23 protein-coding genes are annotated in these 25,272 nt (G+C 72.7%); 12 read left to right on the top strand and 11 right to left on the bottom strand.

Annotated elements, in window-relative coordinates:
• The first annotated feature begins 144 nt into the window (after nt 1–144).
• The 7 genes from AC3ANM_RS14795 (at nt 145) to AC3ANM_RS14765 (ending at nt 9,742) form a co-directional block, all read left to right on the top strand.
• Nucleotides 145–975 (top strand): sulfotransferase family protein, encoded by an 831-nt coding sequence (locus AC3ANM_RS14795; protein WP_488285178.1) that lies wholly within the window; start codon nt 145–147, stop codon nt 973–975.
• On the top strand, nt 972–2,438 hold the full coding sequence (locus tag AC3ANM_RS14790) for an O-antigen ligase family protein (RefSeq protein ID WP_488285177.1): 1,467 nt from the start codon (nt 972–974) through the stop codon (nt 2,436–2,438). Before AC3ANM_RS14795 ends, AC3ANM_RS14790 begins: the two co-directional genes overlap by 4 nt.
• Before the next feature lie 17 nt (nt 2,439–2,455).
• Nucleotides 2,456–3,508 (top strand): Wzz/FepE/Etk N-terminal domain-containing protein, encoded by a 1,053-nt coding sequence (locus tag AC3ANM_RS14785; RefSeq protein WP_488285176.1) that lies wholly within the window; start codon nt 2,456–2,458, stop codon nt 3,506–3,508.
• A gap of 13 nt (nt 3,509–3,521) precedes the next feature.
• Entirely contained in the window at nt 3,522–5,078 is a 1,557-nt protein-coding gene (locus AC3ANM_RS14780; RefSeq protein WP_488285175.1) for an oligosaccharide flippase family protein, read from the top strand.
• A 325-nt stretch (nt 5,079–5,403) separates the two neighbouring features.
• Nucleotides 5,404–6,618: a glycosyltransferase family 4 protein gene (locus AC3ANM_RS14775; RefSeq protein ID WP_488285174.1), complete on the top strand. Its 1,215-nt coding sequence runs from the start codon at nt 5,404–5,406 to the stop codon at nt 6,616–6,618.
• The gene (locus AC3ANM_RS14770; protein WP_488285173.1) at nt 6,612–7,379 is read left to right on the top strand and encodes a hypothetical protein; all 768 of its coding nucleotides are present in this window, start codon (nt 6,612–6,614) and stop codon (nt 7,377–7,379) included. Before AC3ANM_RS14775 ends, AC3ANM_RS14770 begins: the two co-directional genes overlap by 7 nt.
• Complete coding sequence (locus tag AC3ANM_RS14765) at nt 7,379–9,742, top strand: hypothetical protein (protein WP_488285172.1); 2,364 nt, start codon at nt 7,379–7,381, stop codon at nt 9,740–9,742. Before AC3ANM_RS14770 ends, AC3ANM_RS14765 begins: the two co-directional genes overlap by 1 nt.
• A 371-nt stretch (nt 9,743–10,113) precedes the next feature.
• Here AC3ANM_RS14765 and AC3ANM_RS14760 read toward each other — a convergent pair whose 3' ends face one another.
• The 8 genes from AC3ANM_RS14760 to AC3ANM_RS14725 all read right to left on the bottom strand — a co-directional run bounded on the left by AC3ANM_RS14760 (nt 10,114) and on the right by AC3ANM_RS14725 (nt 19,317).
• Nucleotides 10,114–11,280 carry a hypothetical protein gene (locus tag AC3ANM_RS14760; protein ID WP_488285171.1) on the bottom strand — a complete coding sequence of 389 codons (1,167 nt, stop codon included), beginning with the start codon at nt 11,278–11,280 and terminating at the stop codon, nt 10,114–10,116.
• A 105-nt stretch (nt 11,281–11,385) separates the two neighbouring features.
• On the bottom strand, nt 11,386–12,954 hold the full coding sequence (locus AC3ANM_RS14755) for a sugar transferase (protein WP_488285170.1): 1,569 nt from the start codon (nt 12,952–12,954) through the stop codon (nt 11,386–11,388).
• A 240-nt stretch (nt 12,955–13,194) separates the two neighbouring features.
• Nucleotides 13,195–13,785, bottom strand: coding sequence for an aminoacyl-tRNA hydrolase (pth, locus tag AC3ANM_RS14750; protein WP_488285169.1), 591 nt, complete (start codon nt 13,783–13,785; stop codon nt 13,195–13,197).
• A gap of 55 nt (nt 13,786–13,840) precedes the next feature.
• Complete coding sequence (locus AC3ANM_RS14745; RefSeq protein WP_488285168.1) at nt 13,841–14,512, bottom strand: 50S ribosomal protein L25/general stress protein Ctc; 672 nt, start codon at nt 14,510–14,512, stop codon at nt 13,841–13,843.
• 315 nt (nt 14,513–14,827) lie between these two features.
• On the bottom strand, nt 14,828–15,808 hold the full coding sequence (locus tag AC3ANM_RS14740; protein ID WP_488285167.1) for a ribose-phosphate diphosphokinase: 981 nt from the start codon (nt 15,806–15,808) through the stop codon (nt 14,828–14,830).
• Complete coding sequence (gene glmU, locus AC3ANM_RS14735; protein ID WP_488285166.1) at nt 15,805–17,286, bottom strand: bifunctional UDP-N-acetylglucosamine diphosphorylase/glucosamine-1-phosphate N-acetyltransferase GlmU; 1,482 nt, start codon at nt 17,284–17,286, stop codon at nt 15,805–15,807. The genes AC3ANM_RS14740 and glmU overlap by 4 nt, the downstream gene beginning before the upstream one ends.
• 388 nt (nt 17,287–17,674) lie before the next feature.
• On the bottom strand, nt 17,675–18,331 hold the full coding sequence (locus tag AC3ANM_RS14730) for a histidine phosphatase family protein (RefSeq protein WP_488285165.1): 657 nt from the start codon (nt 18,329–18,331) through the stop codon (nt 17,675–17,677).
• A 29-nt stretch (nt 18,332–18,360) separates the two neighbouring features.
• Complete coding sequence (locus AC3ANM_RS14725) at nt 18,361–19,317, bottom strand: sulfotransferase family protein (protein ID WP_488285164.1); 957 nt, start codon at nt 19,315–19,317, stop codon at nt 18,361–18,363.
• 311 nt (nt 19,318–19,628) lie between these two features.
• Between AC3ANM_RS14725 and AC3ANM_RS14720 the strand changes: the two genes are divergently transcribed.
• Nucleotides 19,629–20,279 carry a LamG-like jellyroll fold domain-containing protein gene (locus tag AC3ANM_RS14720; RefSeq protein WP_488285163.1) on the top strand — a complete coding sequence of 217 codons (651 nt, stop codon included), beginning with the start codon at nt 19,629–19,631 and terminating at the stop codon, nt 20,277–20,279.
• Nucleotides 20,280–20,438: 159 nt separating this feature from the next.
• On the opposite strand, the gene AC3ANM_RS14715 is transcribed toward AC3ANM_RS14720, so the two are convergent.
• Nucleotides 20,439–20,915 (bottom strand): SRPBCC family protein, encoded by a 477-nt coding sequence (locus AC3ANM_RS14715; protein ID WP_488285162.1) that lies wholly within the window; start codon nt 20,913–20,915, stop codon nt 20,439–20,441.
• Between the two features lie 99 nt (nt 20,916–21,014).
• Between AC3ANM_RS14715 and AC3ANM_RS14710 the strand changes: the two genes are divergently transcribed.
• The gene (locus AC3ANM_RS14710; RefSeq protein WP_488285161.1) at nt 21,015–22,328 is read left to right on the top strand and encodes a PP2C family protein-serine/threonine phosphatase; all 1,314 of its coding nucleotides are present in this window, start codon (nt 21,015–21,017) and stop codon (nt 22,326–22,328) included.
• Nucleotides 22,329–22,354: 26 nt separating this feature from the next.
• On the opposite strand, the gene AC3ANM_RS14705 is transcribed toward AC3ANM_RS14710, so the two are convergent.
• Nucleotides 22,355–23,314, bottom strand: a complete 960-nt coding sequence (locus tag AC3ANM_RS14705; protein WP_488285160.1) for a helix-turn-helix transcriptional regulator — start codon at nt 23,312–23,314, stop codon at nt 22,355–22,357.
• A 61-nt stretch (nt 23,315–23,375) separates the two neighbouring features.
• Between AC3ANM_RS14705 and AC3ANM_RS14700 the strand changes: the two genes are divergently transcribed.
• Both AC3ANM_RS14700 and AC3ANM_RS14695 read left to right on the top strand, forming a co-directional pair.
• Nucleotides 23,376–23,945: a mycothiol transferase gene (locus AC3ANM_RS14700; RefSeq protein ID WP_488285159.1), complete on the top strand. Its 570-nt coding sequence runs from the start codon at nt 23,376–23,378 to the stop codon at nt 23,943–23,945.
• 86 nt (nt 23,946–24,031) lie between these two features.
• Nucleotides 24,032–24,559 carry a DinB family protein gene (locus AC3ANM_RS14695; protein ID WP_488285158.1) on the top strand — a complete coding sequence of 176 codons (528 nt, stop codon included), beginning with the start codon at nt 24,032–24,034 and terminating at the stop codon, nt 24,557–24,559.
• A 16-nt stretch (nt 24,560–24,575) separates the two neighbouring features.
• Here AC3ANM_RS14695 and AC3ANM_RS14690 read toward each other — a convergent pair whose 3' ends face one another.
• Nucleotides 24,576–24,938 (bottom strand): metalloregulator ArsR/SmtB family transcription factor, encoded by a 363-nt coding sequence (locus tag AC3ANM_RS14690; RefSeq protein ID WP_488285157.1) that lies wholly within the window; start codon nt 24,936–24,938, stop codon nt 24,576–24,578.
• A 103-nt stretch (nt 24,939–25,041) separates the two neighbouring features.
• Here AC3ANM_RS14690 and AC3ANM_RS14685 point away from each other — a divergent pair, with 103 nt between their 5' ends.
• The gene (locus AC3ANM_RS14685) at nt 25,042–25,245 is read left to right on the top strand and encodes a hypothetical protein (RefSeq protein WP_488285156.1); all 204 of its coding nucleotides are present in this window, start codon (nt 25,042–25,044) and stop codon (nt 25,243–25,245) included.
• Nucleotides 25,246–25,272 lie beyond the last annotated feature (27 nt).

The raw sequence follows: 25,272 nt of genomic DNA, 5'->3' as shown, positions 1-25,272 counted from the left end.
CGCATCAGTGGCAGCTCTGGAGATGCTCGTGACCAGTTGCGTTGAGCAGGACGGCTTTGGCGGCACCCCGCCGGGGACCGTGCGTGGCGCCGTCCGCCCCGGCCCGAGCCGCCACTGCCCGCGGGGCCGCGAGGTGAGCGCGCGGTGAGCATCCGTCGCACCGGGGCCGACCTGCTGGCCCCCTTCCGGCCGTGGCTGGCACGCGGCACGCGCATGACCCCGGACTTCCTCGTCATCGGGACCAAGCGCGGTGGCTCGTCCTCGGCGTACGACTGGATCACGCAGCACCCCAACGTCGCACCGTGCCGCACCCGCAAGGGCACGCACTACTTCGACGTCAACCACGGGCGCGGGCGGGCTTGGTTCGACTCGGGATTCGAGAAGCCGCGGCCCGGCTGGCTGGTCACGGGCGAGGCCAGCCCCTACTACATGTTCCACCCGCTGGCCGTTGACCGGATCGCCCGCGAGCTGCCCGACGCCCGGCTGATCGCCGTCCTGCGCGACCCCATCGCGCGGGCCTGGTCCCACCACCAGTACGAGGTGGCGGCCGGCACCGAGGACCTGCCCTTCGACGTCGCCCTGGCCCGGGAGCCCGAGCGGCTCGACGGCGAGGAGGAGCGGATGCGCCGGGAGCCCGGCTACGAGAGCTTCGAGCACCGCCACCACGCCTACCTGCAGCGCGGCCACTACGCCGAGCAGCTCAACGCCCTCTACCAGCGTTTCCCGGCCGAGCAGGTGCTCGTGCTCCAGAGCGAGTCGCTGTTCGCCGACCCGAACAGCCAGCTCGCCCGGGTGTGGGACTTCCTGGGCCTGCCGCAGGTGCACCTCGAGGGGCTGCGGGCGCTCAAGACCGGTCGCTACGCGGCGGACCTGTCGGGCGAGACCGCCCGGTGGCTGGCCGACTACTACGCCCCGCACAACGCCCGCCTCTACGCCCTGGAGGGCATCGACTTCCGTTGGGAGATGGCCGCGTGACCGCCGTCAGCCCCGCAGCGCAGCACCGGACCTCCCTGCCCGCCCGGCTCCTGACCATCGTCGCCGCCGTGCTGATGGCCGGCGCCGCGGTGTTCAGCGGCATGTCCACGGCGGGCACCGACCGCCGGCTGGTCATCGTGCCCCTGGCCGCCGTGCTGGCCGGTGTCCTCGCCACGCTGGCGTTCACCCGCTTCTCCACGTTCGTGCTGCTGATCCTGGGCGTGCGCTCGAGCATCGACCTGTTCAAGCTCAGCGGCCCGTCGTCGGGCAACACGCTGACCAACACGGCCGCCGCCCGCGCGCTGGACCCCTCGACGATCCTGGCGGTCCTCTTCCTGCTCGCCGCCGCGCTGTGGCTCATCGCGCAGTATGCGCGGAACGGTCACCTCCGCGGCTCGCGGCTGCGCCTGGCCCTCGTCGCGTTCTGCGTCGCTGGCTTCGTCGGCATCCCCGGCTCCTCGCAGCCGCAGGCCAGTGCGCTGGAGGCGCTGCGGATCCTGTCCGTGGTGATGATGTACGTCGTCCTCGAGCAGCTCATCACCACGCCCGAGATGCTGCGGCGCGTCCTCACCGCTGCGTACGCGGGGCTCGTGTTCCCGCTGCTGTACCAGACGTACACGATCGCGACCGGGCACTCGGCCTCGGAGGTCCTCGGCAGCTTCACCCGGCTCACCGGGCCCTTCGCCCAGGCCAACACCTTCGCCCGCTACCTCGCCTTCATGCTGGTGTTCGGGGTGGCGATCGCGCCCCACGTCTCCCGTCGCGTGCAGCTGGTCCTGCTGCCGATGCTGGCCCTCACAGGCATCTACCTCGTCCTGACGATCACCCGCGGCGCCCTGATCGCCGCCGTGGTCGGCATCGTCATCGTCGGGGTCGTCCAGCGCAGCAAGGTCATCCTCGGCGGCGTCGCGGTCGCCGTGCTGGCCGCCGCCGTGGTGTTCCCCAGCGTGAGCAGCCGGTTCGCCGAGCTCAGCACGTCCGCCACGGCCGGCGGCGGCCCGACCGGCAACACGCTCGCATGGCGGATCAACTACTGGACCGAGGTCCTGCCGCTGGCCAACAAGAACCCGGTCACCGGCATCGGCCTGAACGTCACGCAGTACTCCACCGACGCGGCCAAGCAGCCGCACAACGACTTCATCCGCGCCTACGTCGAGACCGGCCTGCTCGGCCTGGTCACCTACGTCGCGGCCCTGCTGGCCATGGTCGGCAACGCCCGGCGGGCCATCGCCCGGTCGCGGCCGCGCAGCTTCGAGCGTGGCGTGGCCGCCGGAGCCCTCGGTTGCGCGTGGTGCTTCATCATCACCAGCCTCGCAGCCAACGTCATGTCCAACGTGGTCAGCCTCTGGTACCTGATCACCTTCACCGCCGCCGCGTCGTACGTCTCGCGGAGCGGGAGCCTCCCTGCCCCCCACAGCCCGGCGCTTCGTCCCGCAGCGCGCTCGGGTGCCGAACTGCGCTGAGAAACAAGGAGAATCGCATGGAGATCGCCGACTACCTGCGCGTCGCCCGACGCCGACTGTGGGTGCTCCTCGGGGTGCCCCTCCTCGCGGCCGCCGTCACGGCCTACCTCGTCATGGCGGCTCCGACCCAGTACACCGCCACCAGCACGGTGTCGGCCCCGGCCCTGATCGGGGGCTCGACGAGCAACCAGTACACCGGCGCCCAGGCGGTGAACCAGTTCGTGGCGCAGTTCCAGGCCACCGCGAACACCCCGGCCGTCCTGGACGCGGTCAGCGCCCAGACGAAGGTGCCCCGCTCGGACATCGTGGACGGGCTGGCGGTGACCCAGGTCGGCGCCAGCAGCGTCATGCAGGTGACCTTCACCAGCCCGCACAAGGCGGTCGTCCGGCCCGTGCTGGAGAGCCTGTCGAAGCAGACCCTGCAGACGCTGTTCGCCACCCAGGTGCAGCTGACCACCGGCCAGCTCGCCGCCGCCAACGACCAGCTGAAGACGGCCAACGCCGCCATCGTCAACTGGGAGAAGACGAACGGGATGGTCGACCCGGCCCAGGTGTACTCGGCCACGCTCCAGCGGCTGAACAGCCTGACCCAGCAGTGGGCCACGCAGTCGGCCAACGGCTCGACCACCGGCGCCGCGGCGATCAGCGGGGCCATCGCCTCGGTCAAGGCGGAGCTGCCCAAGTTCGGGCCGCTGCTGGCCGAGTTCCAGCAGCTCACCGCTGACCGGGACGCCGCGGCCGCCGCCGTGACGGCCAGCCAGCAGGCGCTGTCCCAGGCCCGCGGCCAGCTCTCGGCCGCCGACCCGTCCAAGGTCGCGTACGTGAGCAACACGAACGCGGTCGACCAGACCTCGTCCCTGCTGGGTCTGGTCCTCCCGGTCACCGGTGCCGCGATCTTCGTGGCCATCGCCCTGGTCGCGATGCTCGAGCTGATCAGCCGGTCCCGTTCGGAGGGGCCCACCGCGCCGACGACGGCCGGTGACCCCGAGCAGCCTGCCTGGTCGGCGCGGGAGCGGCTGGAGCGTCGCGAGCCCGCCGGCGCAGGCGCCGGACCCAGCGTCTCCGGCTGAGCACCGCCGGGGAATGACGACAACCGGGCGCTCCTCCGGTGGCGGCACCGCCGCCACCGGAGGAGCACACCTGAAGGGCATGGCCCGGGGCGGGGGGCTCAACCTCATCGGCGCGGTCCTCAACCAGGCGGCACTGTTCGCCATCATGGCCGTGCTGGCCAACGTCCTGGGCAGCCGGGCCGTCGGCCGCTACGCCGAGTGCTACGCGCTGCTGTCGCTGCTCGGCCTGCTCTCCCTCGCCGGCTTCCGCTCGGCGCTGACCCGCTTCGTCGCGATCCACCTCGCCGACGACGACGCCGCGGGCCTGCGGGGCACCGTTCGCCTCGGCCTGGGCGTGACCCTCGCCGGGTCGGTCGTCCTCGGAGCCGGCCTGGCCGCCGTCGCGCCCTGGGTCGCCTCGCTCTTCCACGACCCCGGCCTGGCCGACGGGATCCGGCTCGTGGGGCTGACCCTCCCGGCGGCCGCGTTCAGCGACGCGGCGCTCGCCGCCACGCAGGGGTGGCGCACGCAGCGGCCCTTCACGCTGATCGGGAGGATCTACGAGCCGCTGGCCCGCCTCGCCCTCACCGTGCTGGCCCTGGCCCTCGGAACCGGCCTGAAGGGGAGCCTGTGGGCACTGGTCATCGGGGCCTGGTCCGCCGCGGCGCTGGCGGCCTGGGCACTGGCCTCCCGGATGCGCCTGGCACCCGCCGCGCGTCCGGTCTACCGCATTCGCGAGATCACCGGCTTCTCCATGGTCAGCTGGGTCTCGGCGCTCGCCGCCACCGGGCTGATCTGGGCGGACACCCTCCTGCTCGGCAACATGCGCACCGCCCAGGAGGTCGGCGTCTACAACGTCGCCACGCGGATCGTCATGCTCGCCGTGTTCGTCATGGCGCCCATCAACGCCGCCTTCTCGCCCCACATCGCCCACCTGCACCACACCGGGCAGGCCGACGAGCTGGCCCGGACGTTCGGCAGCGCGACCAGCTGGATCCTGCGGCTGTCGATGCCCGCCTTCGTCCTCCTGGTCGTCTTCCCCGACGAGATGCTGCGCCTGTTCGGTCACGGCTTCCGCACCGGCGCCACGATCACGGTGATCCTGGCCGCGGGCCAGCTGGTCAGCGCGGCGGCCGGACCCGTCGGCACGGTGCTCACCATGTCCGGTCGCGTCTGGCTGAACATGGTGGACAACGTCGGCGTGCTCGTCCTCAACGTGGTCCTCAACCTGATGCTCATCCCCGAGCACGGCGCGGTCGGGGCCGCGGTGGCCTGGAGCGTGTCCCTCGTCGTCGCCAACGTCGCCAAGGCCCTGCAGGTGCGCTGGGTGCTGGGCGTCGCCCCGGCCGGAGCCGGGATCATCAAGGCCCTGACGGCTGCGGTGCCGACGCTGCTGGTGGCCGGTCTCGTCCACCGCTACCTCGACGGGTGGGTCGGCCTGGTCGTGGGGGCCCTGGCCATCGGTCTGGTCTACCTCGGGGCCGTCCTGGTCCTGGGCCTGAGCGCCGATGACCGCACCATGCTGCGCGCCCTGGTCAGCGGCCGCCGACGCGCCGGCCTCGCCGAGGGCGTGGCTACGCCAGGTGCATGAAGGGCGCGTCGTGCATCCACCGCAGGTCCGTACGCAGATCCCGTAGCGGCACATCGTGCATTCACGGGGACCACGAATCTCCCTGCTGGGTAAGGCTTTTCACGTCTGATCAGAAATGCGTACGCGCGGCGGGACCTCACGTTCGCTCGCAGCGCCGGCACGTCCAGCCCTGACGGGAGACCCGTTGAGCATCCACCTCAGGACCGTCCCCCACCGCACTTCCCGGCGCGCCCGCGCGGCCGCCGGCGCGGCCACCGCCGTGTCGACCTCCGCGGTGCCGTCCACCCCGGAGCGGACCGCCGCTGCGTCGCCTCCCCCAGGACCCGTGCCCGGGGAGAGCCCACGGTCGCTGCGGATCGTCATGATCGGGCAGAAGGGCCTGCCGGCGACCTTCGGCGGCATCGAGCACCACGTCGAGGAGGTGGGGCGCCGGCTCGCCGAGCGCGGCCACCAGGTGACCGTCTTCTGCCGCTCCACCTACGGCACGTCCGGGGACACGGCATACCTGGGCATGCAGCTGCGCAACGCACCGACGGTGGGCACCAAGCACCTGGACGCGATCGTGCACAGCGCCTCCTCCACGGCCCTGGGGCTGCTCGGGGGCTGCGACGTCGTGCACTACCACGGCATGGGGCCCGGGCTGATGACGCCACTCCCCCACTTCCTCTCGCCGGCGAAGGTGGTGCTGACGGTTCACGGCCTGGACCACCAGCGCGGCAAGTGGGGGCACGCCGCGCAGGCGGTGCTGGGGGCCGGTCACTGGATGAGCGGGCACGTCCCCGACCGCACCGTCGTGGTCTCGCGGGCGCTGGAACGGCACTACCGCGAGCACTTCAGCCACGGCTGCGACTACATCCCCAACGGGGTCACCGAGCCGCCGGACCTGCCGCCCCTGCGGATCGTCGACGAGCTGGGACTGACGCCGGGCGGCTACGCCCTGTTCGTCGGCCGGCTCGTCCCCGAGAAGGCCCCGGACCAGCTGCTGCGGGCCTACCGCCGCGTGCCGGGCAACCGGCCCCTGGTCATCGTCGGCGACTCGAGCTTCACCGACGACTACGCCCGGCACCTGCACGCCCTCGCCGCCGACGACCCCCGCGTGGTGCTGACCGGCTTCGCGTACGGCGACCTGCTCGCCGAGCTGTACCGGCACGCCGCCGTGTTCGTCCAGCCCTCGCTGCTGGAGGGGCTGCCCCTCACCCTGCTCGAGGCCGCCTCGCACGGCACTCCCGTGGTGGCCAGCGACATCGACCCCCACGTCGAGGTGCTCCGCCGGAGCGCACCGGGCCGGCGCATCTTCCGCACCGGGGACGAGGCGGCCCTGGCCGGGGAGCTCACCGCCGCCCTCGACGCCACCCCGATCGAGCGCGTGGGCGCCGCGGTCCTGAGGTCCGAGGTGCTCGACACCTACCGCTGGGACGCCGTCGTGGACCAGCTCGAACAGCTGTACCTCCAGGAGGTCCCCGTGAGATCACCACGTCGACGGACGCGCGAGGGCCACGCGACAGTGCCTCCGCGGGAAGTCGGGCGGACGTCATGGTGAGGTCGGCCGCCCGCAGCACTCGCCGCCTGCTCGTCACCGTGGCGCTCGCCGGTGTGGCGGCAGCCCTGGCCCTGGGCGGCTGCAGCTCGGCCGGCACCGGCACCAGCACCAGCACCGCGGCGCCCACTGCCGCGGCACCGACCACGACCTCCGCCTCGCCGACCTCCACCACCCCGGAGACCATCGCCCCGGTGTCGCTCACGCCCGGCCAACAGCGCGTGCTGGCCGCCAACCAGCGGCTCACGACCGCGCTGTTCACGCTGACGTCGGCGTCCGCCGCGGTGCACAACGCCAGCTCCTCCTCGACCCAGCGACAGGCCCTGCTCAGCGCCCTGGCCGCCGAGCGCACCAGCCTGGCGCATGCCCGCGCGGCCACCGGCACCGGCGGCGCCGCGAACTGCAGCCTGGTGCGCTCGAACGCAGCGGCCGCCTGGGCGGCGGCGGCACGGGCCCGCACCGCCGCCGCGTCACTGCACGCGGTCGGCACCCGGATGCGCAGCAGCCTCACCGGCCTGCACACGGCGGTGGCACAGGTCGGTGCCGACCTCGGCGTCCTGCGCAGCGCGCTCGCCGCCGAGTCCCACCCACCGGCCACGATCGCCGTGACCGAGGTGCAGCAGGCCCTGTCCGCGGCCGCGGCGCTGCAGGGCACCACGCTCACCGGGGCCTCGGACAACGACGCCAAGGCCAACGCCGCCGTCGGCAACGCCGGGCAGATGGCTGCGGCGGCCTCCTCCGTCGTGTCGAGGGCGGGCTGCTGATGACCTCTCCCCTGACCAGCCGCCTGGTCAACCGCCGCCCGCGTCGTCGCGGCGCCCTGCTGCTCGGCCTGCTCGCGGCCCTCATCGTCCCGCTCGCATCCCTGACCCTGCCCGGCGCGGCATCGGCGTCGCCGCCGGACCTGGACTACTACCCCAGCTTCGGCCAGGCACCGTCGTGGTGGGGCACGAACGGCCGCGTGACCGACATCGTGCCGGCCGGAGGACGGGTCTACCTCTCCGGCGGGTTCGACTACGTGGGTCCCTCGACGGGCTACGGCGTCGGCGTCAGCGCGGGCTCGGGCCAGATGCTGCCCGGCGCCCCCCTGGTCGACGGCCTCGTCCGCGCAGCCGTGCCCGACGGCTCGGGCGGGTGGTACATCGGCGGCTCGTTCAGCCACGTCGGCGGCGCCTACCGACCCGGCGCGGCCCAGGTCACCGCCAGCGGCAACGTGACCGGCTGGGCTCCCCGGCCCAAGGGGTCGGTCCTCGCCCTGGCCGTCAACGGCTCCACCGTCTACCTCGGCGGGGACTTCGTTGGCATCGGCACGAGCACCGCCGCCCGGCTGGCCGCGGTCGACGCCACCACCGGCGCCGTGCTCCCCGGCTGGTCCGCCGCGCCGAACGCCACGGTCCGCGCCCTGGTGACCGCCGGCAGCTCGCTGTTCGCCGGCGGCGACTTCACCACGGTCAACGGCGTCACGCGCGGCCGGCTGGCCAAGCTCTCCCTCTCGACGGGGGCGCTCGACGGCACGTTCCGCGGGGGCACCACCGCCCCGGTCACGACCCTGGCGCTGTCACCGGACCACACCCGCCTGTACGGCGGCGGCACGTTCACCTGGGCGGGCAACGGCACCTCCTGGGTGACCCGCTACCGGCTGGCCGGCTGGTACACCTCGAGCGGCGGCGTCACGACGTGGGCGCCGAGTGCGAGCTGGTCGGTCAACGCGCTGGCAGTCAACCCGTCCAACGGCACGGTCTACGTCGGCGGCGGGTTCAGCTACCTCAACGGCAGCACCCGCATCCGTGTGGGCGCCGTGACCTCCACCGGGGCCCTCACCGGGTTCAACGCCGCCCTCAACGGCTGCCACCTGCGACACACCACCGGCTATGCCCGCAACAACCCGCCGTGCTCCCCGGTGGTCAACGCCCTGACGGTCAGCGGCGGCAGCGTCTACGTCGGTGGCAACTTCAGCAACTCGGGCGCCACGAGCCGGCACAACGCGGCCGCCTTTTCGCTCAGCACCGGCGCCTTGACCGGGTGGAACCCGGTCGCCGGCGACCGGCCGCTGGCGCTGGCCGGCTCCGGCAACTCGGTGTTCGTCGGCGGCGAGATGACCAGCGTCAACGGCGCGGTGCGCAAGGGCCTCGCCGCCCTCGACGCCCAGTCGGGAGCCGTCGTGTCCTCCTTCCGGGCGGACACCGACAACGAGGTGCTCGACCTGCAGCTCGCCCCCAACGGGTCGCGGCTCTACCTCGCCGGCTCCTTCCTCCACGTGCAGGGCCAGGCGCACTCCAAGATGGCCTCGATCAACACCTCGACCGGCCTCGTCGACCCGCTCTTCCACCCGTCGTTCAACCAGGACGTCATCGCCATCGGCTACGGCGGCGGCGCGCTGTTCGCCGCCGGGCAGTTCACCTCGGTCAACGGCAACGCCCGCAGCCACGTGGCCAAGATCAGCGGCTACAGCGGCGCGGTCTACACCGGCTTCGTCACCAACACCGTCGGTCCCACCGGGACCCTGCGTGCCGGAGGGATGGCCCTGACGCTCGCGGTCAAGCCCGACGGCAGCCTGGTCTTCGTCGGTGGGCCGTTCACGACCGTCAACGGCCGCGCGGTGGCGGGCGGGATCGCCGTCGTCAGCGGGTCGACCGGCGCGCTCAACGCGCGCCAGCTCGGCGGGGTGGGCACGTGCTCGAACCTCGGCCCGTGGATCACGCACCTCTACCTCAGCGCGGACGGCAAGCGCCTGTATGGCGGGGACGTCTGCCCCGACTACATCTACCAGTGGGACGCGGTGAACCTGTCGAGCACCACGAACAGCACCGGCCTGATCTGGCGGACGATCTGCAACGGCGGGATGCAGGGCGCCCTCGAGGTCAACGGCGACTTCTACTATGGCACGCACGGGAACCTGTGCCGCGCCTCGACGACCAACACCACGAACGTGGTCCGGCAGCGGTTCGCCGTCTTCGACGCCGGCAACGGGACGCTGCTGCCCGACGCGCCGCCGTTCGACTCGGCGATGGGGATCTGGTCCTTCGCCGCGGTGCCCCAGGGGCTGCTCATCGGCGGCGACTTCACCTGGGTCGGGACCGCGGGCCGGGTCCAGCAGGGCCTGGTGCTCGTCACCGGCACGCCCTGAGACCCGACCTCCCCGACGCGGCACGGCCCCGTCACCCACCGGGTGGCGGGGCCTGCCCCGTGCCTGCGCTCGGAGGAGCGCCCCCCGATGCGGCCACCCACCTGCGCTGCCGGTGCTCTGCCGGGGAACGTGTCGCCCTGCCGGGGTTCGAACCGCGGCAGAGCGCCCTCTTCCTCGGCAGAGCGACGGCGCACCACCGACCCCGGCGACCCGAGCCGATGGTGCGCGGCCCCGCTGAGGGGGCGACCGGCATACCCGCCCCTGGTATGGCCCCCGGGCCATACCCACCCCTCGTACGGCCCCGGGACGACCCGGTGCACGCCGGAGGGGCCGTGCCCGGCGGACACGGCCCCTCGGGACGACCCCGACTGTCAGGGGATGGCGGGGAAGACGGCGAGGTGGTTGACCTTGGACCCGTTGACGGTGGTGAAGTCCCCACCGACCCACAGGTTGTGCGCCCCGTCCACGGCCAGGGCGAAGACGCCGTGGGCGCTGTTCAGGGACGGGTTCCAGGCGGTCAGCTGCCCGGTCGTGAAGGACACCTCGAACAGCTTGCGCCGCGGGAGGTTGGTGTCACACAGGAACGGGCTGCCGTGGCCGGTGTTGCCGACGCAGTAGTTGGTGAAGTGACCACCCTCGTAGATGGAGTCACCGTCCACCGCGACCGCCTGCACGCCACCGTCGGTCTGGTAGACGGGGTGCTGGAGCGTCCCGTCGAGGTTCCAGATGACGAAGTGTCCACCTGAGCCACCACCGCCGGCGTAGACGCCCCGCGAGTCCGCGGCGATGGCCAGGATCGGGAAGGTCGGCGCCGGGTCGAAGGCCGGGTCGACGGCTCCCGCACCACCGGCCGAGACCGCTGCCATGTAGGCGGCCGAGGAGGCGCCGTTGAGGCTGGTGAAGGTGCCGCCGACATAGACGTCGTTGCCGTCGGCCGACATGGCCAGGGCGTTGACGGCTCCGCCAGCCTTGGGCTTCCAGCCGCTCAGGCTCCCGTCGGACACGGCGAACGCGGCCAGCTTGCCACGGGCGGTCCCCCCGACCGAGGTGAACGTGCCACCGGCATACACCGTCGACGAGGAGGACGTGAGCGCCCGGACGGTCTTGTTGACGTTGGGGTCGAAGGCCTGCAGCGCCCCGGAGGTCGCGTCGAGCCCCGCGAGCCGGTTGCGCACCGTGGTGCCGATGTGGGTGAAGTCGCCACCGACGTAGACCGTGCCGCCCTGGACCGTGATGGCCAGGACGTTGTTGTCGGCCGACGGCGACCACGGGAGCAGCGTGCAGGTCGCAGTGTCCACGGCCGCCAGCCGGGTGCGCGTGACCGTGGTCCCGTTCTTGTCCTTGACGTGGGTGAAGCTCCCCGCCAGGTATGCCGTGCCCCCGGAGATCGCGATGGCGCTCACCCGCCCGTCGGGCTGGACGCAGGAGATCGGGTTGGTGCCCACCGAGGCCTGTGCGGCGGTGGCAACCACCCCCACCACCGTGGCCGTGAGCAAGGACGTCGCGAGGACGGTGGGCAAGGTTCTACGGTTCGACATGGAGCCCCCATGGTCAGGATGTTCATTTCGTGGTGACACGACCGGGCCGGACGGCCGGTCGCCGTCCGGGTCGCCGCGGCGGCGTCGACCCGGAAGATCGGGAGGTCAATAGGCCCCGGCGCCGCGGAGGACGGCCCGCAGCGTGCGGAAGAGGATCTGCAGGTCGAGCACCAGGGACCAGTTGTCGACGTACCAGAGGTCGAGCCGCAGGGACTCCTCCCACGACAGGTCGCTGCGCCCGCTGACCTGCCACAGCCCGGTCAGCCCCGGCTGCACCCGCAGCCGCCGAATGGCGTCCGGCTCGTATTTCTCGACCTCGGCCGGCAGCGGCGGCCGCGGGCCCACCAGGGACATGTCGCCGCGCAGCACGTTGAGCAGCTGGGGGAGCTCGTCAAGGGAGTAGCGCCGCAGGATCCGGCCCACCCGGGTGACCCGCGGGTCGTCGCGCTTCTTGAACAGCACGGCGTTGGTCTCGTGCCCGTCGGCGATCTCGCCCAGCCGCGCCTCGGCGTCGGTCACCATCGTCCGGAACTTGAGCATCTCGAACGGCTCGCCACGCGCCCCGACCCGCTTCTGCCGGAACAGGATCGGCCCGCTGGAGTCCAGGTGGACCGCGAGGGCGACGAGCTCGATGGCCGGCAGCGCGGCGATCGCGATGCCGATGGCCATGCTCCGCTCGACGACGACCTTGATGGCCCGTCGCACGCCGGACATCACCGGACGCTCGACATGCAGCAGCGGTGTGCCGGCCACCGGCCGGATCGAGAGCCGCGGACCGGCCACCTCGAGGATGCCAGGGGCCACGACGAGGTCGACCCGGCGCTCCTCGAGCGACCAGGCGAGCCGGCGCAGCACCTTGCCGCCGAGGTCGGGGTGGCTCGCGACCGCGACCACCTCGGCGTCGAAGAGGTCGACCGCCGCCACGGCGTCGTCGGGACAGCCGTAGACGGTCACTCCTTCGAGCTCGGGCGAGTCCTCCCAGGCGCCGTCGAGCCCGGAGACGCAGGCGGCCACGACCTCCAGGCCGTGCACCGGTGCGGCGTGGATCTGCCGGATGAGGTCACGGGCGGAGTCGGCCCGGCCCAGGACGACCGTGCGCTGCATGAACCGGCCCTGTCGACGCTGGACCAGCAGCCACCGGCGCAGGGACTTGCGGCCGATGAGGGAGAGGACCAGCAGTGCGGGCAGCACGAGGATGACGTAGCCGCGGGCGATGGTGAGCTGGCCGGCGAAGGCGATGAAGGACAGCAGCGCCAACAGGCCGACGGCGGCGTCGACGAGGGCGCGGTACTCCTCGGTGCTCACCCCCATGTAGCGCGTCTCGTAGCCATGGGCGCAGGTCACGGCGGCGATCCACGCGACCGGGACGGCCAGGCTGAGCAGCACGTAGGCCAGGTGGGGCTCGGCGCTGAACCGGATGATGCACCCGAGCAGCGCCGCGAGCGAGCCCGCGCCGAGGTCGATCAGGAGGGCGGTGCGCCGGTAGGTGCGCTCCCACTCCCGAGCGCGAGGCGTGACGAGCGGGGGTGCGTCCAGCGCCTCGGTCGGTGCCGGGAGGACAGGTGCGGGGCCAGGTGGGCCGATGAGCCGCTGCGCGGGCGCCGGGTCGAAGGTCAGCGGCCGGCCGTGGCGCCGGCGCCGCTTCCCCCGGGTCGGACGCGCGTAGTCGGTCATCCGCGATCGCCTTTCCCCTCTCCTCACCGCGCCTGGACGGCACGGGACGGGAGCATGGGAGAGGCTGAATACAGGGGGACTCACCGTCCCAATCACCTTGCAGCAGAGGGGGTCGTGATCCATCGCCTCACGGGATGACCCGGGTTCGGCCGTTGGCAGGAGCCCACAGCTCATGCAAAGGCACTGTCCCGCCTGCGTCGCCTCCGTCGACGGTGGGAGGCACTCGGGCGCGGCGTCGGCTCAGCGGGAGTGGAAGCGCTGCTGGGTGGCCTCAAGGCCGTCGGCGACCAGCGCCTCGACGGCGTCGGCGCCGTCGCCGAGCAGGAAGGGCAGCTCCTTGCGCTCGGTGCCGGAGAAGTCCTTGAGGACGAACGCGGCGGCGTCCATGCGGCCGGGCGGGCGGCCGATGCCGACCCGCACGCGCAGGTAGTCACGGGTGCCGACCGACTTGGTGACCGACTTCAGGCCGTTGTGGCCGCCCTCGCCGCCGCCGCGCTTGAGGCGGATGTCGGCGAAGGGGATGTCGAGCTCGTCGTGGACGACGACGAGGCGCTCGACGGGGATCTTGTAGAACGAGAGCAGACCGGCCACCGGGCCGCCGGACTCGTTCATGTACGACAGCGGCCGGGCGATGACCGCCTTCGGGCCGGGCGCGCCACCGGGCAGCGTCCCGAGCCGGATCTCGGAGGCGACTGCCCGCGCCTTGTGCGAGCGCAGGCTTGCACTGGCGCGGGCAGCCAGCTCGTCGATGACCATGGCGCCGACGTTGTGCCGGTTACCGGCATACGAGGGACCGGGGTTGCCGAGTCCGACGATGAGCCAGGTGTCCATGGGATGTGCCGTATGCCGGGTGGCCCGGGGCGCAGCGCCCCGGGCCCACGCGGGCTCAGGCCTCGTCGGTGCCCTCGGTGGCCTCGGCGCCCTCGGCAGCCTCGGTCTCCTCGGCGGCGGCCTCGGCCTCCTCGTGCTCGATGCCGGCCTCGGCCTCGGCCTCGGCGAGCTCGGCCTCGAGGGCCTCGGCGGTGATCGCCTGGCTGACGTTGACGATCAGGTGCTCGGGGTCGGTGACCAGCGAGGTGCCCTTGGGCAGGGTCAGGTCGGAGGCGTGGATCTGGGTGCCGGCCTCGGCGCCCTCGACGGAGACCTCGACGGTCTCAGGCAGGTGCGTGGCCTCGGCCTCGAGCTGCACGGTCTGCTGCTCGACGGTCACGACGGTCTCCGGGGCGGCGTCGCCGGTCACGTGGACCTGCACGTCGACGGTGACCTTCTCGCCCTTCTTGACCACGACGAGGTCGACGTGGTCGATGACCGGCTTGATGGCGTCGCGCTGGACGTCCTTGGCCAGGGCCAGGTGGTTCTTGCCGTCGATCACGATGGTGAGCAGCGCGTTGGCGTGCTTGAGGGCCATCATCGTGTCGTGGCCGGGGAGGGTGATGTGGACCGGCTCGGTGCCGTGGCCGTACATCACGGCGGGGATCTGGTGGGCGCGACGGATGCGGCGGGCAGCGCCCTTGCCGAACTCGGTGCGGGTCTCGGCGACGAGCTTGATCTCGGACACGACGTCTCTCCAGTGGTTCAGTCGATGACACGTGCCGAGTGGGAGCGGCACGCGCACGGATGGGTGTAGTGCTCTGGTGCGGTGGGCCTCGACGCGGGGCGCGGCACGACGCGGGCGGAACCGGCGCGTGCGGGCGCGGGACAGGCGTCCGGCGCCACCGCGTCGATCACGGACTGCTGCAACCGGTGCTGTTCCACACCAGCCCTGCAGCGTCCCTCGCCGAGGCAACCTCGCAATGGTAGGCGAGCAGCCGCCGGATACGGAAATCGGCGGGGCATCCGCCCCGCCGATCTCCTGCCCGACGCCCCGCGGGGCTCAGGCCTTGCCGTCGAACAGCTTGGTCACGGAGCCGTCCTCGAAGACCTCGCGGATGGCCTGGCTGATCATCGGCGCGATCGAGAGCTCGGTGAGCTTGTCGAAGTGGCGCTCGGGGGCGATCGGCAGGGTGTTGGTGACGATGACCTCGCGCACGGCGCAGTTCTTGAGCCGGTCCACGGCCGGGCCGGACAGGATCGCGTGCGTCGCGGCGATGATGACGTCGGAGGCGCCGTCGGCGATGAGCGCGTCGGCGGCCTTGGTGATCGTGCCGGCCGTGTCGATCATGTCGTCGACCAGGATGCAGGTGCGGCCCTTGACCTCACCGACGACCCGGTTGGCGACCGTCTCGTTGGGGCGGGTGATGTCGCGCGTCTTGTGGATGAACGCCAGCGGCGCCCCGCCGAGGCGGTCCGACCACTGCTCGGCGACCTTGATCCGGCCCGCGTCGGGCGAGACGACGGCGAGCTGCTCCCGGCCGTACTTGTTGCGCACGTAGTCCGACAGGACGGGGAGCGCCATCAGGTGGTCGACCGGGCCGTCGAAGAAGCCCTGGATCTGGCTGGTGTGCAGGTCGACGCAGATGAGGCGGTCGGCCCCGGCCGTCTTGAACAGGTCGGCCATCAGGCGGGCCGAGATCGGCTCGCGGCCGCGGTGCTTCTTGTCCTGGCGGGCGTAGCCGTAGAACGGCATCACGACGGTGATCCGCTTGGCCGAGGCGCGCTTGAGCGCGTCGACCATGATCAGGTGCTCCATGATCCACTCGTTGACCGGGGCCGTGTGACTCTGGATCACGAAGGCGTCGGAACCGCGGACGGACTCCTCGAAGCGGACGTAGATCTCGCTGTTGGCGAACTCGTAGGCCTGCATGGGCACGAGGTCGGTGCCGAGCTGGTAGGCCACCTCCTCGGCGAGCTCGCGGTGGGCCCGACCCGAGAAGACCATGAGGTTCTTCTCGGTGGTGCGCTTCAGACCGGTCATGAGGCGGGGGTCCCTTCGGGGGCGTCGGGCTGGGCTTGCGGGGCGGACTGGTCGGCGAGGGCGGCGGTGGCCGCCTCGGCTGCGGCGGTGCCCGGACGCTTGTCCAGGACCCACCCCTCGAGGTTGCGCTGGGGGGCGACGTTGATGGCCAGTGCGCCCGGCGGGACGTCCTTGCGGACCACGGTGCCGGCGCCGGTGTAGGCGCCGTCGCCGACGGTGACGGGAGCGACGAACATGTTGTCGGAGCCGGTGCGGCAGTGGCTGCCGATGGTGGTGCGCGACTTGTTGACGCCGTCGTAGTTGACGAAGACGCTGGCCGCGCCGATGTTGGTGCCCTCACCGATCGTCGCGTCACCGACATAGGTCAGGTGCGGCACCTTCGAGCCCGCGCCGATCTGGGCGTTCTTGGTCTCGACGAACGTGCCGATCTTGCCCTTGGTCCCGAGCTCGGTGCCGGGGCGCAGGTAGGCGAACGGGCCGACCGTGGCGCCCTCGCCGATCACGGCGAGCGAGCCGTGCGTGCGCACGACGCTGGCGCCGTCGCGGACCTCGACGTCCTCCAGGGTGGTGTCCGGGCCGAGCGTCACGCCCGAGCCGATCGTCGTGGCGCCCTTGAGCTGCGTGCCGGGCTGGATCACCGTGTCGCGGCCGATCGTGACGTCGGCGTCGACCCACGTCGTGGCGGGGTCGACGACGGTGACGCCCTCGCGCATCCAGCCCTCGACGATGCGGCGGTTGAGCTCGGCGCCGAGGCGGGCCAGCTGGACCCGGTCGTTGACGCCCTCGGTCTGCCAGAGGTCCTTGACCAGGTGCGCGCTGACCTTCAGGCCCTCGCGGCGCGCGATGGCCAGCACGTCGGTGAGGTACTTCTCGCCCTGGGCGTTGTCGGTGCCCACCTCGGCCAGCGCCTTGCGCAGCACCGTGGCGTCGAAGGCGTAGAGGCCGGAGTTGATCTCGGTGATCTCCCGCTGCTCCGCGGTGGCGTCCTTCTGCTCGACGATGCCGGCGACCTCGCCGTGCTCGTCACGCAGGATGCGGCCATAGCCGTGCGGGTCCTCGAGCGTCGCCGTGATCACGGTGACCGCGCTGCCACTGGCATGGTGGCCCTCGATCAGGTCGTGCAGCGTGGCCGCGGTCAGCAGCGGCACGTCGCCGTAGGTCACCAGCACGGTGCCCTCGAGGTCCGCGGGCAGCAGGTCGAGGGCGCACTCGGTGGCGCGGCCGGTGCCGGGCACCTCGTCCTGGTCGGCGATGACCGCCGCCGGGTCGACCTCGGCGACGTGGGCGGCGACCCGGTCGCGCTCGTGCCGGACGACCACCGCGAGGTGCTCGGGGTCGGCACCCCGGGCGGCGGCGATGGCATGACCCAGGAGGGTCCGTCCTGCGATGGGGTGCAGCACCTTGGGGGTGGCCGACTTCATGCGGGTGCCTTCGCCTGCGGCGAGGACGATGACGGCAGCCGGGCGGGAGGTAGTCACGCGGGTGGGCTCCAGGAGGTCGACGTCGGAGGCCGACAGCGCACCGAGGGTTCCCGGCCACGCTGCCGCCGCCATGCTACCCGCCGGTCACGCCCCGGTTCACCGCCGCCGGGGTGGGGTCCGCACGCGGGGCGGCCACCCGGCATACGGGCCCTGATCTGCGCGGACGCGCGCGTCCGCGCAGCCGACACCCACCCCAGGGCAGACCCGCCCGCAGCCGACGCGGGCGCGGACCCCCGCCGGGTCAGCCCAGGCCGGGTCAGCCCAGGCCGGGCCAGCCCAGGCCGTCAGCCCAAGCGGTCAGTCCGGCCGTCAGCCCAAGCGGTCAGTCCGGCCGTCAGCCCAGGCCGTCAGTCCGGGCCGTCAGTCCTCCGACCAGTTGACCCCGTCAGTCGACGTCGTCACCGTCGGGCAGCCGGTGCAGCCGCACCCGGCCGTCCTGGACCATCATCGTGGTGAGCGAGCCGCGGCCCACCGGGATGCGCCACTGCTCACCCTCGGTGTGCTCGAGGGCGGCCACCACCAGCCGGATCATCACGGCGTGGGAGACCACCGCCACGTGCTCGCCGGGGTGGCGCGAGCCGATGAGCTGCAGCGCAGAGACCATCCGCTCCTGGGCGTCGCGCAGCCGCTCACCGTTGGGGCAGACCGCCCGCGAGGGCGAGGTCTTGTAGAGCCGGAAGGCGACCGGGTCGTACATCTCGGCCTCCTGGGAGGTCATCCCCTCCCACGCGCCGTAGTCGACGTTGATCAGGCCGTGCATGATCCGGATGTCCGGCACCCCGGCCTCGTCGGCGATGATCTGGCCGGTGGCGATGGTGCGGCGCAGGCTGCCGGTGTAGACCGCGGCCAGGCCCACCTTGGACAGCTGGCGGGCCGCGTCGACGGCGTCCTGGTAGCCCTGGGCGTCGAGCGGGATGTCCCGGCGGCCGCGGTAACGGTTCTCCACGTTCATCGTCGTGGTGCCGTGCCGCACGACGTAGATCGTGCAGGCGCCGGCGCTGACGGTCTCGGCAGTGGTCGGGACTGCGGTGTCCTGGGTCACGGGGACTCCTTCGGTGGGCCGACGTCGCGTCAGCGGAGGTGGGGGCCGGCGGCGGCCTCGGGGGGTTCGGGGGTGCTCAGCTCGTAGCCGTGGGCCAGCAGCGGCTTGGCGATGACCGCCTCGAGCTGGCGGACCTGCGCCGGGCTGAGGTCCCGGCGCCAGGCCTGGCCGCGACTGGCCTGGAAGGTGTGCCGGGCGAAGCCGGCCTCGAAGCTCGGGGTCCACTCCAGGTCGAGGAAGTCCAGCACGGTGCGCATCTGCCCCCGCGGGTCCTCCATCACGTCCTCGAGCCGCACGTCCAGCCACTGCTCGTCGGGCACGTGCGAGCGGGCCTCCTCGAGGGCGTCCATGAGCAGCTTCCAGCCGAGGCCGGCCAGGACGACGAAGGAGCGCGCGGACTCCTCCCACTCCAGCCGGTAGGCCTCCGGGAGCGGGCCGAGGTACCAGCGGTCCGGCCCCTGGTAGCCGTCCCACCAGCCCATCTGCAGCCAGCTGTTGGCGACCGCGCGGCCGTCCCGGACCACGTTGACGAACCGCGCGTCGGGGTAGGTCGCCGTCAGCAGACCGGTGCGCGGCCACCCGGTGAGGTGGTGCATGAACACCGGCTTGCCCTGGGCCTCTGCCCGGCTGTCGAAGAACTCGCGGATCCGGTTCTGCAGCCACGGCATCGCGTCCTCGGCGGTGAGGTCACGGGTGGGCTGGGGGAAGATGCCGGACACCTGTCGCTCGAGGATGGACCACCCCTCCGAGGGGGCCACGCGGATCCGGCCGGGCTCGATCAGCCGACGCCGGTCCCGGAACGGCCGCAACGACGGGTCGCGCTCGGCGGACCGGGCGAACAGCGCGTTGTTCCACCGCCCCTTGAGGTTGAGCCGGGCCAGCTTGTCGTCGACGTTGGAGACGAACCCCACGTCGGGGTGCCGCGCGATGAGCTCGGCGATCAGCGTCGAGCCGCACCGCCCGGTGCCCAGGACGAAGGTCAGCATCGGTGGTCCTACCCCCTGGGGAGTCGTCGGTCGGGAGAGGTCACCGCCCTCCCGTCCCTCCATGGAACGCGGGGTGAGGGACAGGCAGATCAGACGAAGGGGTGAGGAGGAGCCCGTCCAATCGCCCGTGCCGGGCTCCGGCGTACGCAGGAATGGTGAGGCCAGCCTCGGTCGCTTGTGGGCGCGTCGTGGGGGCGCGCATCGACCGTGACCCCCGTCGCCCGGGCCGGGGCTGGCCCGGGCGGAGCGGATCCGGCCGGGGCGGACTCCGATCGGCCGGACCCGATCGGCGCACCCGAAGGAGAGCACCCATGCACCCACTTCTCAGCCTCGCGGCCAGCGCCGCCATCGCGCCCGGACTGGCGGGCGCCGGCACCACCACCTTCGCCGACTGGGAGATGAACGACCCCCCGTCGTCCTCGAAGGTGACGGACAGCGGCCCGAACCACCTCGACGGGACCATGAACGGAGGCGTGACCTCGAACGGGGACTTCCTCACCTTCGACGGCTCGTCGGGGTCGGTCACGGTCAAGGGCGCCACCCAGGTGCCGATCGGCACCAAGCCCGTGACCGTGTCGGCCCGGATCCGGTTCGACACCGTCCCCTCGACCGCGGTCGGGGACTACGACATCGTCCGCGCCAACCCGGCCGGCACCTTCCGCCTCGAGGTCGTGGCCCGCAAGCAGCGCACGGTCGCCCAGGCCCTGTGCTTCTTCAACGGCAGCGCCACCAAGACCACGCTCGTCGCCGGGCCCAACCTGGCCGACAGCCAGTGGCACACGCTGGTCTGCTCCAAGACCGACACCGCGGTGACCCTCACCGTCGACGGCGCCCAGGTCCTGTCCAAGGCGGTCAAGATCGGCAGCATCACGGTCAAGAGGGAGCCGCTCTACCTCGGGTCCAAGCCCGGGGCCGACTGGTTCAAGGGCGACATGGACTGGGCCCGCATCGACCTCGGCTAGGTCCGGTGCCCGGCGGCGGCGACACGGGGACGCGGGAACGCGGCCGGTATGCCGTGCGGCTGCCGGCCGTCCGCCCGCACCCGCGCGGCCGCGCATACCGGTATGCCGTGCGGCCGGCTCCCGGCCGCGCCTCGCGAACGCTCCCCCCGCCCCTCCCCGTCAGTGCGCAGGCCTAGGCCCGTCCTCGACGAGGGCGGCCAGCCGGTCGAGGGCCTCGCGCCAGCCGGTCTCGTTGTCCTCGGGGGCGACCCCACGGGGCAGGCCGTCGTGCACCGCCACGAGGTCGGTGCCCCCGTCGGGGGCATCCGCGAGGGTCACCGTGATGGTCATCTCCCCCTGCTGGGCCGGGTCGGCGCTCTCGAACTCGTCCACCTCGACGACCAGCTCGTCCGGCACCAGGCGCACGAACCGGCCCCGGTAGGTGTCGGTGTGCGCCGAGGTCTTGCCCTGCCGGTCGGGGTCCAGGTAGGTCAGCGACACCCGGAAGCCGCCTCCCTCCCGACCGTCGAGGCCGTGCACCTCGCAGGTCATCCCCGCGGGCACCTTCCACCGCGCGATCGCGTCGGCGTCGACGAGCGCGCGGTAGACCCGTGACCGGGGGGCGCGCAGGTGGCGGGTCGTGCGGGTCGAGGTCATGGTCCTCATCCTGACGCAGGCTGCCCTCCGCGCAACGGACGACGAGGTCCCGAGCCAGCGCATCAGCACACGTCGCCCGCCCGCGCCTATGCTCCGGAAATGGAGCCCACCGGCGGCCGACGGTCCTTAGGGGCGGTGCTGGCCGCAGCGGAGGCGGCGTCACCGGTCGAGGCCGTCGAGTCCGTCACGCGTGAGCTCGGGCTGGCCCTCGGCGCAGCATCGGTGTCGTTCCTCATCGCCGACCTCTCCGGTCGCGCCCTGGTGCGCCTCGCCCACGTGCCGCTCCGCGCACGGGCTCCGGGCATCAGCATGCCGTTCGGCCGCGGGGAGCGGCGGCAGGCCGAGGAGTCCGCGACCGTCCTGCCGTTCGACGGCGGGCCGGAGGAGCAGGTGATCCGCGGGCAACGGGTGCAGGTCCAGGACCTCGGCCCGGCGCCCGGGGGATCGGCAGGACCGGACCGGTGGCGGGTGCTCGCCCCGGTCACGGAACGCGGCGAGGCCATCGGGCTCCTCGAGGTCCTGCTCCCGGAGGCTCCCGAGCCCGGGACCGTCGCCGAGGTCGCCCAGCTCGCCCACCTGCTGGCGTTCGTGGTGATCGCCAACCGCCGGCACACCGACCTGTACGAGTGGGGGCAGCGCACCCGGCCGCTGAGCCTCTCCGCGGAGATCCAGCACCGGCTGCTGGCCGGCCCGCAGACGTGTGAAGCCGGTGCCTTCACGCTCGCCGGGTGGCTGGAGCCCGCGGCCGGGATCGCTGGCGACACCTTCGACTTCAGCCTGGCCCGCGACGTCCTGCACCTGTCGATGACCGACGCCATGGGGCACGGGGTGGCGGCTGCACTGAACGCCACCCTGTGCGTGGGAAGCCTGCGGAACACGCGCAACGAGGGCGCCACCCTGCTGGAGCAGGTCGTCGCGACCAACCGGGCGCTGCACGACCATGCCGCCAGCAGCCGGCTCGAGGACTTCGTCACGGGCCTGGTCGGTCGGGTGGACCTGCGCACCGGGTCGATGGAGCTGGTCAACGCCGGGCACGTCGAGCCCTACCTCGCCCGGGGCTCACGGGTCGTCCCCATCGAGCTGCCCGTGGACCTCCCGCTCGGCCTCTTCCCGGACACCACCTTCCGCTCCAGCCACCTGCCCCTGGAGCCCGGGGACCGCATCGTCCTCGTGACGGACGGCGTGCTCGAGCGCAACGCCGCCGGCCTGGACCTGGCTGCCGCAATCACCGACACGCGAGCGCTCCACCCCCGGGAGGCGGTGCGAGCCATGGCCGACCGCGTCCTGGCCGCGACCGGACACGCCCTCAAGGACGACGCCACCGTGCTCTGCGTCGACTGGCACGGGGGGCACGGTCGGGACCGCCACGGCGTCCACGGGGCCGATCAGGGGCGTGCCAGCGGGCCCCTCTGACCTGCACCCGGGCCGTCGCCGCCACCTCAGGCAAGGGTCCCGGCCGCGGCCTGCAGCCGCCGGCCGAGGTCGCGCGCGGCCTCAGCGAGCTCGGGGCACCGCACGATCCGGTATGCCGTCGGGATCCCGGCGAGCTGACCGGCGAACCACATCGGGTTGCTGGTGCTGGCGACCAGCCGGGTGGTCCCGGCGTCGCCCGGTTCCAGTCGCCCCGGGGCACGTGGGAGCCAGCGGGCCACCGTCTCCGGAGGCGCCTCGATGACGACCTCGACGTCGTGCTCCCACCCGACCGCGAGGTGCTCCTCGAGCAGCGCGACCGGGTCGAGGTCCGCAGGGGGGCTGAAGGTGTCGTCGAGCACCTGGACGTCGCGCACCCGGTCCACCCGGTAGGTCCGCACGGCGTCGGCGCGCAGCGATCGGCACAGGAGGTACCAGCGGCCATGGCGCACGACGACGGCCCACGGCTCGGCCTCGATGACCCACTCCGACCCGGCCTCGGTGCGGTAGTCGAGCCGGACCCGGCGCTTGTCCGAGCAGGCCTGGACGAGGGCCGAGGTGGTGGCCGGGTCGGGCCGCGCGGCGGCGCGGTCGGGAGCGGCGGCGGTGGCCCGGCGGACCGCCTCGGCCTGCGCCGCGACCGGCTCCGGCAGCGCCCGCACGATCTTGCCCAGCGCGCCGCCGACCAGGTCGGTGGGGTCGCTCGCGGCGTGGTGGCCGTCGAGCACCGCCATCACCAGGCCGAGCGCCTCGGTGGCAGTGAACACCAGTGGCGGCAGGCGCAGCCCCCGGCCGAGGCGGTAGCCGCCATAAGGACCCCTCGTGGCCTCCACCGGGATGCCGGCCTCGCGCAGGATGCTGACGTAGCGGCGGGCGGCCCGGTCCGAGACCCGGAGGCGCTCGGCCAGCCGACCCGCGGTGATGCCGGGGTTGTCCTGGAGCACCTGGAGGCACACCAGCGCCCGCGCGGTGGGGTTGGTCTCGTCCACCTGCACAGGGTGTCACGCATTCCGGAAGCGATCCGTCCGGAACCCGTCGTACGGTGCGGCCATGACCACGAACCTGACCGCTGACAACCCGCCTTGGGAACCGCCGGTCGCGGGCACCGAGGCCGAGCACCTCGCCGCTGCCCTGGACCGGCTGCGCGCCACGTTCCGGTGGAAGGCCGACGGCCTCGACAGCGCCGGGCTGCAGGCACGCATCGGCGCCACCACCTTGAGCTTGGGCGGGTTGTTGAAGCACCTGGCCCTCGTCGAGGAGCACTACTTCACAGGCAGGCTGGCCGGCGAGCCACTCGGCGTGCCCTGGGACAGGGTCGACTGGGACGCCGAGCCCGACTGGGAGTTCACCTCGGCCGCGCAGGACAGCCCGGCCGAGCTCTACGCGCTGTACGACGCTGCGGCGCAGCGGTCCCGCGACCGGCTCGCCGCCGCCCTGGACGACGGCGGCCTCGACCGGCTGATCGACATGTCGTGGCCCGACGGGCGCCGGCCCAGTCTGCGCAGGATGCTCTGCGACCTGCTCGAGGAGTACGGCAGGCACACCGGGCACGCCGACCTGCTCCGGGAGGCCGTGGACGGCCGCGTGGGTGAGGACCCGCCGCCAGACTGGCGCCCGTGAGCGAGCCGTTCCGGGAAAGGGCTCCTGCGGTCGGGGGCTGATGTACCCGCTCGCGCGTATCGTTCGAGCGGGTGAGGGAGGGCCGGATGGATCGTTCGGCGATCGTCGCGGAGATGGACAGGGTCCGGATCGACTTCCGCCACGTCCTGGACACGGCCACCAGCGCGGACCTGCGGGAGCCCAGCGAGGGGACCCGGTGGACCAACGAGCAGCTGCTGTTCCACATGTTGTTCGGCTACCTGGTCGTGCGCACCCTGCTGGTCCTGGTCCGGGGGCTGTCCCACGCGCCCCTCGGGGTCTCGCGCCGGTTCGCTGCCGCCCTGAACGCGGCCACCGGGCCCTTCCACCGGGTCAACTACATCGGCTCCCTGGCCGGGGCGCGCGTCCTGGGCCACGCACGGATGGAGCGGTGGATGGACGGCGTGGTCGGCCAGCTGCAGGCCCGGCTCCTGGAGGAGAGCGAGGCGGGCCTGGCTCGGGGGATGTGCTTCCCGACGGGGTGGGACCCCTACTTCCGGGAGTTCATGACCCTGGCCGACGTCTACCACTACGCGACGCAGCACTACGACCACCACCGGCGCCAGCTCACGCTGCCTGCGTGCCGCGGGACCTGATCGGAGCGTCAGTTGGTCAGCAGCACCCGGTGTCGAGCACCTTGGAGAGGGCGTTCATGGCGTCGGGGGCGAGGCGGTAGTGCACGTTCATCCCGTCCCGGCGCTTGGTGACCAGCCCGGCCTGGAGCAGCTGCTTGAGGTGGTGGCTCGTCGTCGGCTCTGACAGCCCGATGACTGGGGCCAGGTCGCAGGTGCAGGCCTCGTAGTCGGGCTGGGACAGAAGGTGGTCCACCAGCTGGAGCCGTGCCGGGTCGGCCAGCGCCTTGAGCCGCACCGCCAGGCCGACCGCGTCGTCCCTGGACAGGCGGGCGGAGGGGGCACCGAGCGGGGCGCAGCAGATCGGAGAGGCGTCCTGCAGGAGGGGCAGGGGCTTGGGCATGAGGAGATCCTCGCAACCTTCTTGACGAACGTCAAATAACAGGTATGTTACGAACATCGAAGAGGTTGCACGGCCCAAAGCAGAGGAGACCCTTATGTTGCCGATGAGCCCCACCCACGCCCTCGCCATCGCCCGCGACGAGGAGGTCCAGCGCCGCACCGCGCACGCCCACCTGTCCTCGACCAGGCCGGGAGCGCCGACCCGCGTGCTGGGCGCCCTGCGCACCCTGCCCTGGCAGCTGCGTCGGACCGCCCCCGCTCCCGCACGGGCCACGTCCCCATCCCCAGTCGCCGTCTGCTGCGCCTGACCCGCTCACCCCCACCGAAAGGCAGTC

This window comes from Oryzihumus sp. JJN4-3R, assembly GCF_057747915.1.
The sequence above is the reverse complement of the archived record's forward strand: the minus strand, read 5'-3'. Positions and strand labels throughout refer to the sequence as shown.

What these genes read in the sequence shown, in the direction of transcription:
- AC3ANM_RS14720 (WP_488285163.1), top strand. Translation starts at nt 19,629, where the DNA reads ATGCACCCACTTCTCAGCCTCGCGGCCAGCGCCGCCATCGCGCCCGGA.
- AC3ANM_RS14695 (WP_488285158.1), top strand. Translation starts at nt 24,032, where the DNA reads ATGGATCGTTCGGCGATCGTCGCGGAGATGGACAGGGTCCGGATCGAC.
- AC3ANM_RS14700 (WP_488285159.1), top strand. Translation starts at nt 23,376, where the DNA reads ATGACCACGAACCTGACCGCTGACAACCCGCCTTGGGAACCGCCGGTC.
- AC3ANM_RS14770 (WP_488285173.1), top strand. Translation starts at nt 6,612, where the DNA reads ATGGTGAGGTCGGCCGCCCGCAGCACTCGCCGCCTGCTCGTCACCGTG.
- pth (WP_488285169.1), bottom strand. Translation starts at nt 13,785, where the DNA reads ATGGACACCTGGCTCATCGTCGGACTCGGCAACCCCGGTCCCTCGTAT.
- AC3ANM_RS14725 (WP_488285164.1), bottom strand. Translation starts at nt 19,317, where the DNA reads ATGCTGACCTTCGTCCTGGGCACCGGGCGGTGCGGCTCGACGCTGATC.
- AC3ANM_RS14715 (WP_488285162.1), bottom strand. Translation starts at nt 20,915, where the DNA reads ATGACCTCGACCCGCACGACCCGCCACCTGCGCGCCCCCCGGTCACGG.
- AC3ANM_RS14740 (WP_488285167.1), bottom strand. Translation starts at nt 15,808, where the DNA reads ATGACCGGTCTGAAGCGCACCACCGAGAAGAACCTCATGGTCTTCTCG.
- AC3ANM_RS14755 (WP_488285170.1), bottom strand. Translation starts at nt 12,954, where the DNA reads ATGACCGACTACGCGCGTCCGACCCGGGGGAAGCGGCGCCGGCGCCAC.
- AC3ANM_RS14760 (WP_488285171.1), bottom strand. Translation starts at nt 11,280, where the DNA reads ATGTCGAACCGTAGAACCTTGCCCACCGTCCTCGCGACGTCCTTGCTC.
- AC3ANM_RS14690 (WP_488285157.1), bottom strand. Translation starts at nt 24,938, where the DNA reads ATGCCCAAGCCCCTGCCCCTCCTGCAGGACGCCTCTCCGATCTGCTGC.
- AC3ANM_RS14765 (WP_488285172.1), top strand. Translation starts at nt 7,379, where the DNA reads ATGACCTCTCCCCTGACCAGCCGCCTGGTCAACCGCCGCCCGCGTCGT.
- AC3ANM_RS14710 (WP_488285161.1), top strand. Translation starts at nt 21,015, where the DNA reads ATGGAGCCCACCGGCGGCCGACGGTCCTTAGGGGCGGTGCTGGCCGCA.
- AC3ANM_RS14780 (WP_488285175.1), top strand. Translation starts at nt 3,522, where the DNA reads ATGACGACAACCGGGCGCTCCTCCGGTGGCGGCACCGCCGCCACCGGA.
- AC3ANM_RS14785 (WP_488285176.1), top strand. Translation starts at nt 2,456, where the DNA reads ATGGAGATCGCCGACTACCTGCGCGTCGCCCGACGCCGACTGTGGGTG.
- AC3ANM_RS14685 (WP_488285156.1), top strand. Translation starts at nt 25,042, where the DNA reads ATGAGCCCCACCCACGCCCTCGCCATCGCCCGCGACGAGGAGGTCCAG.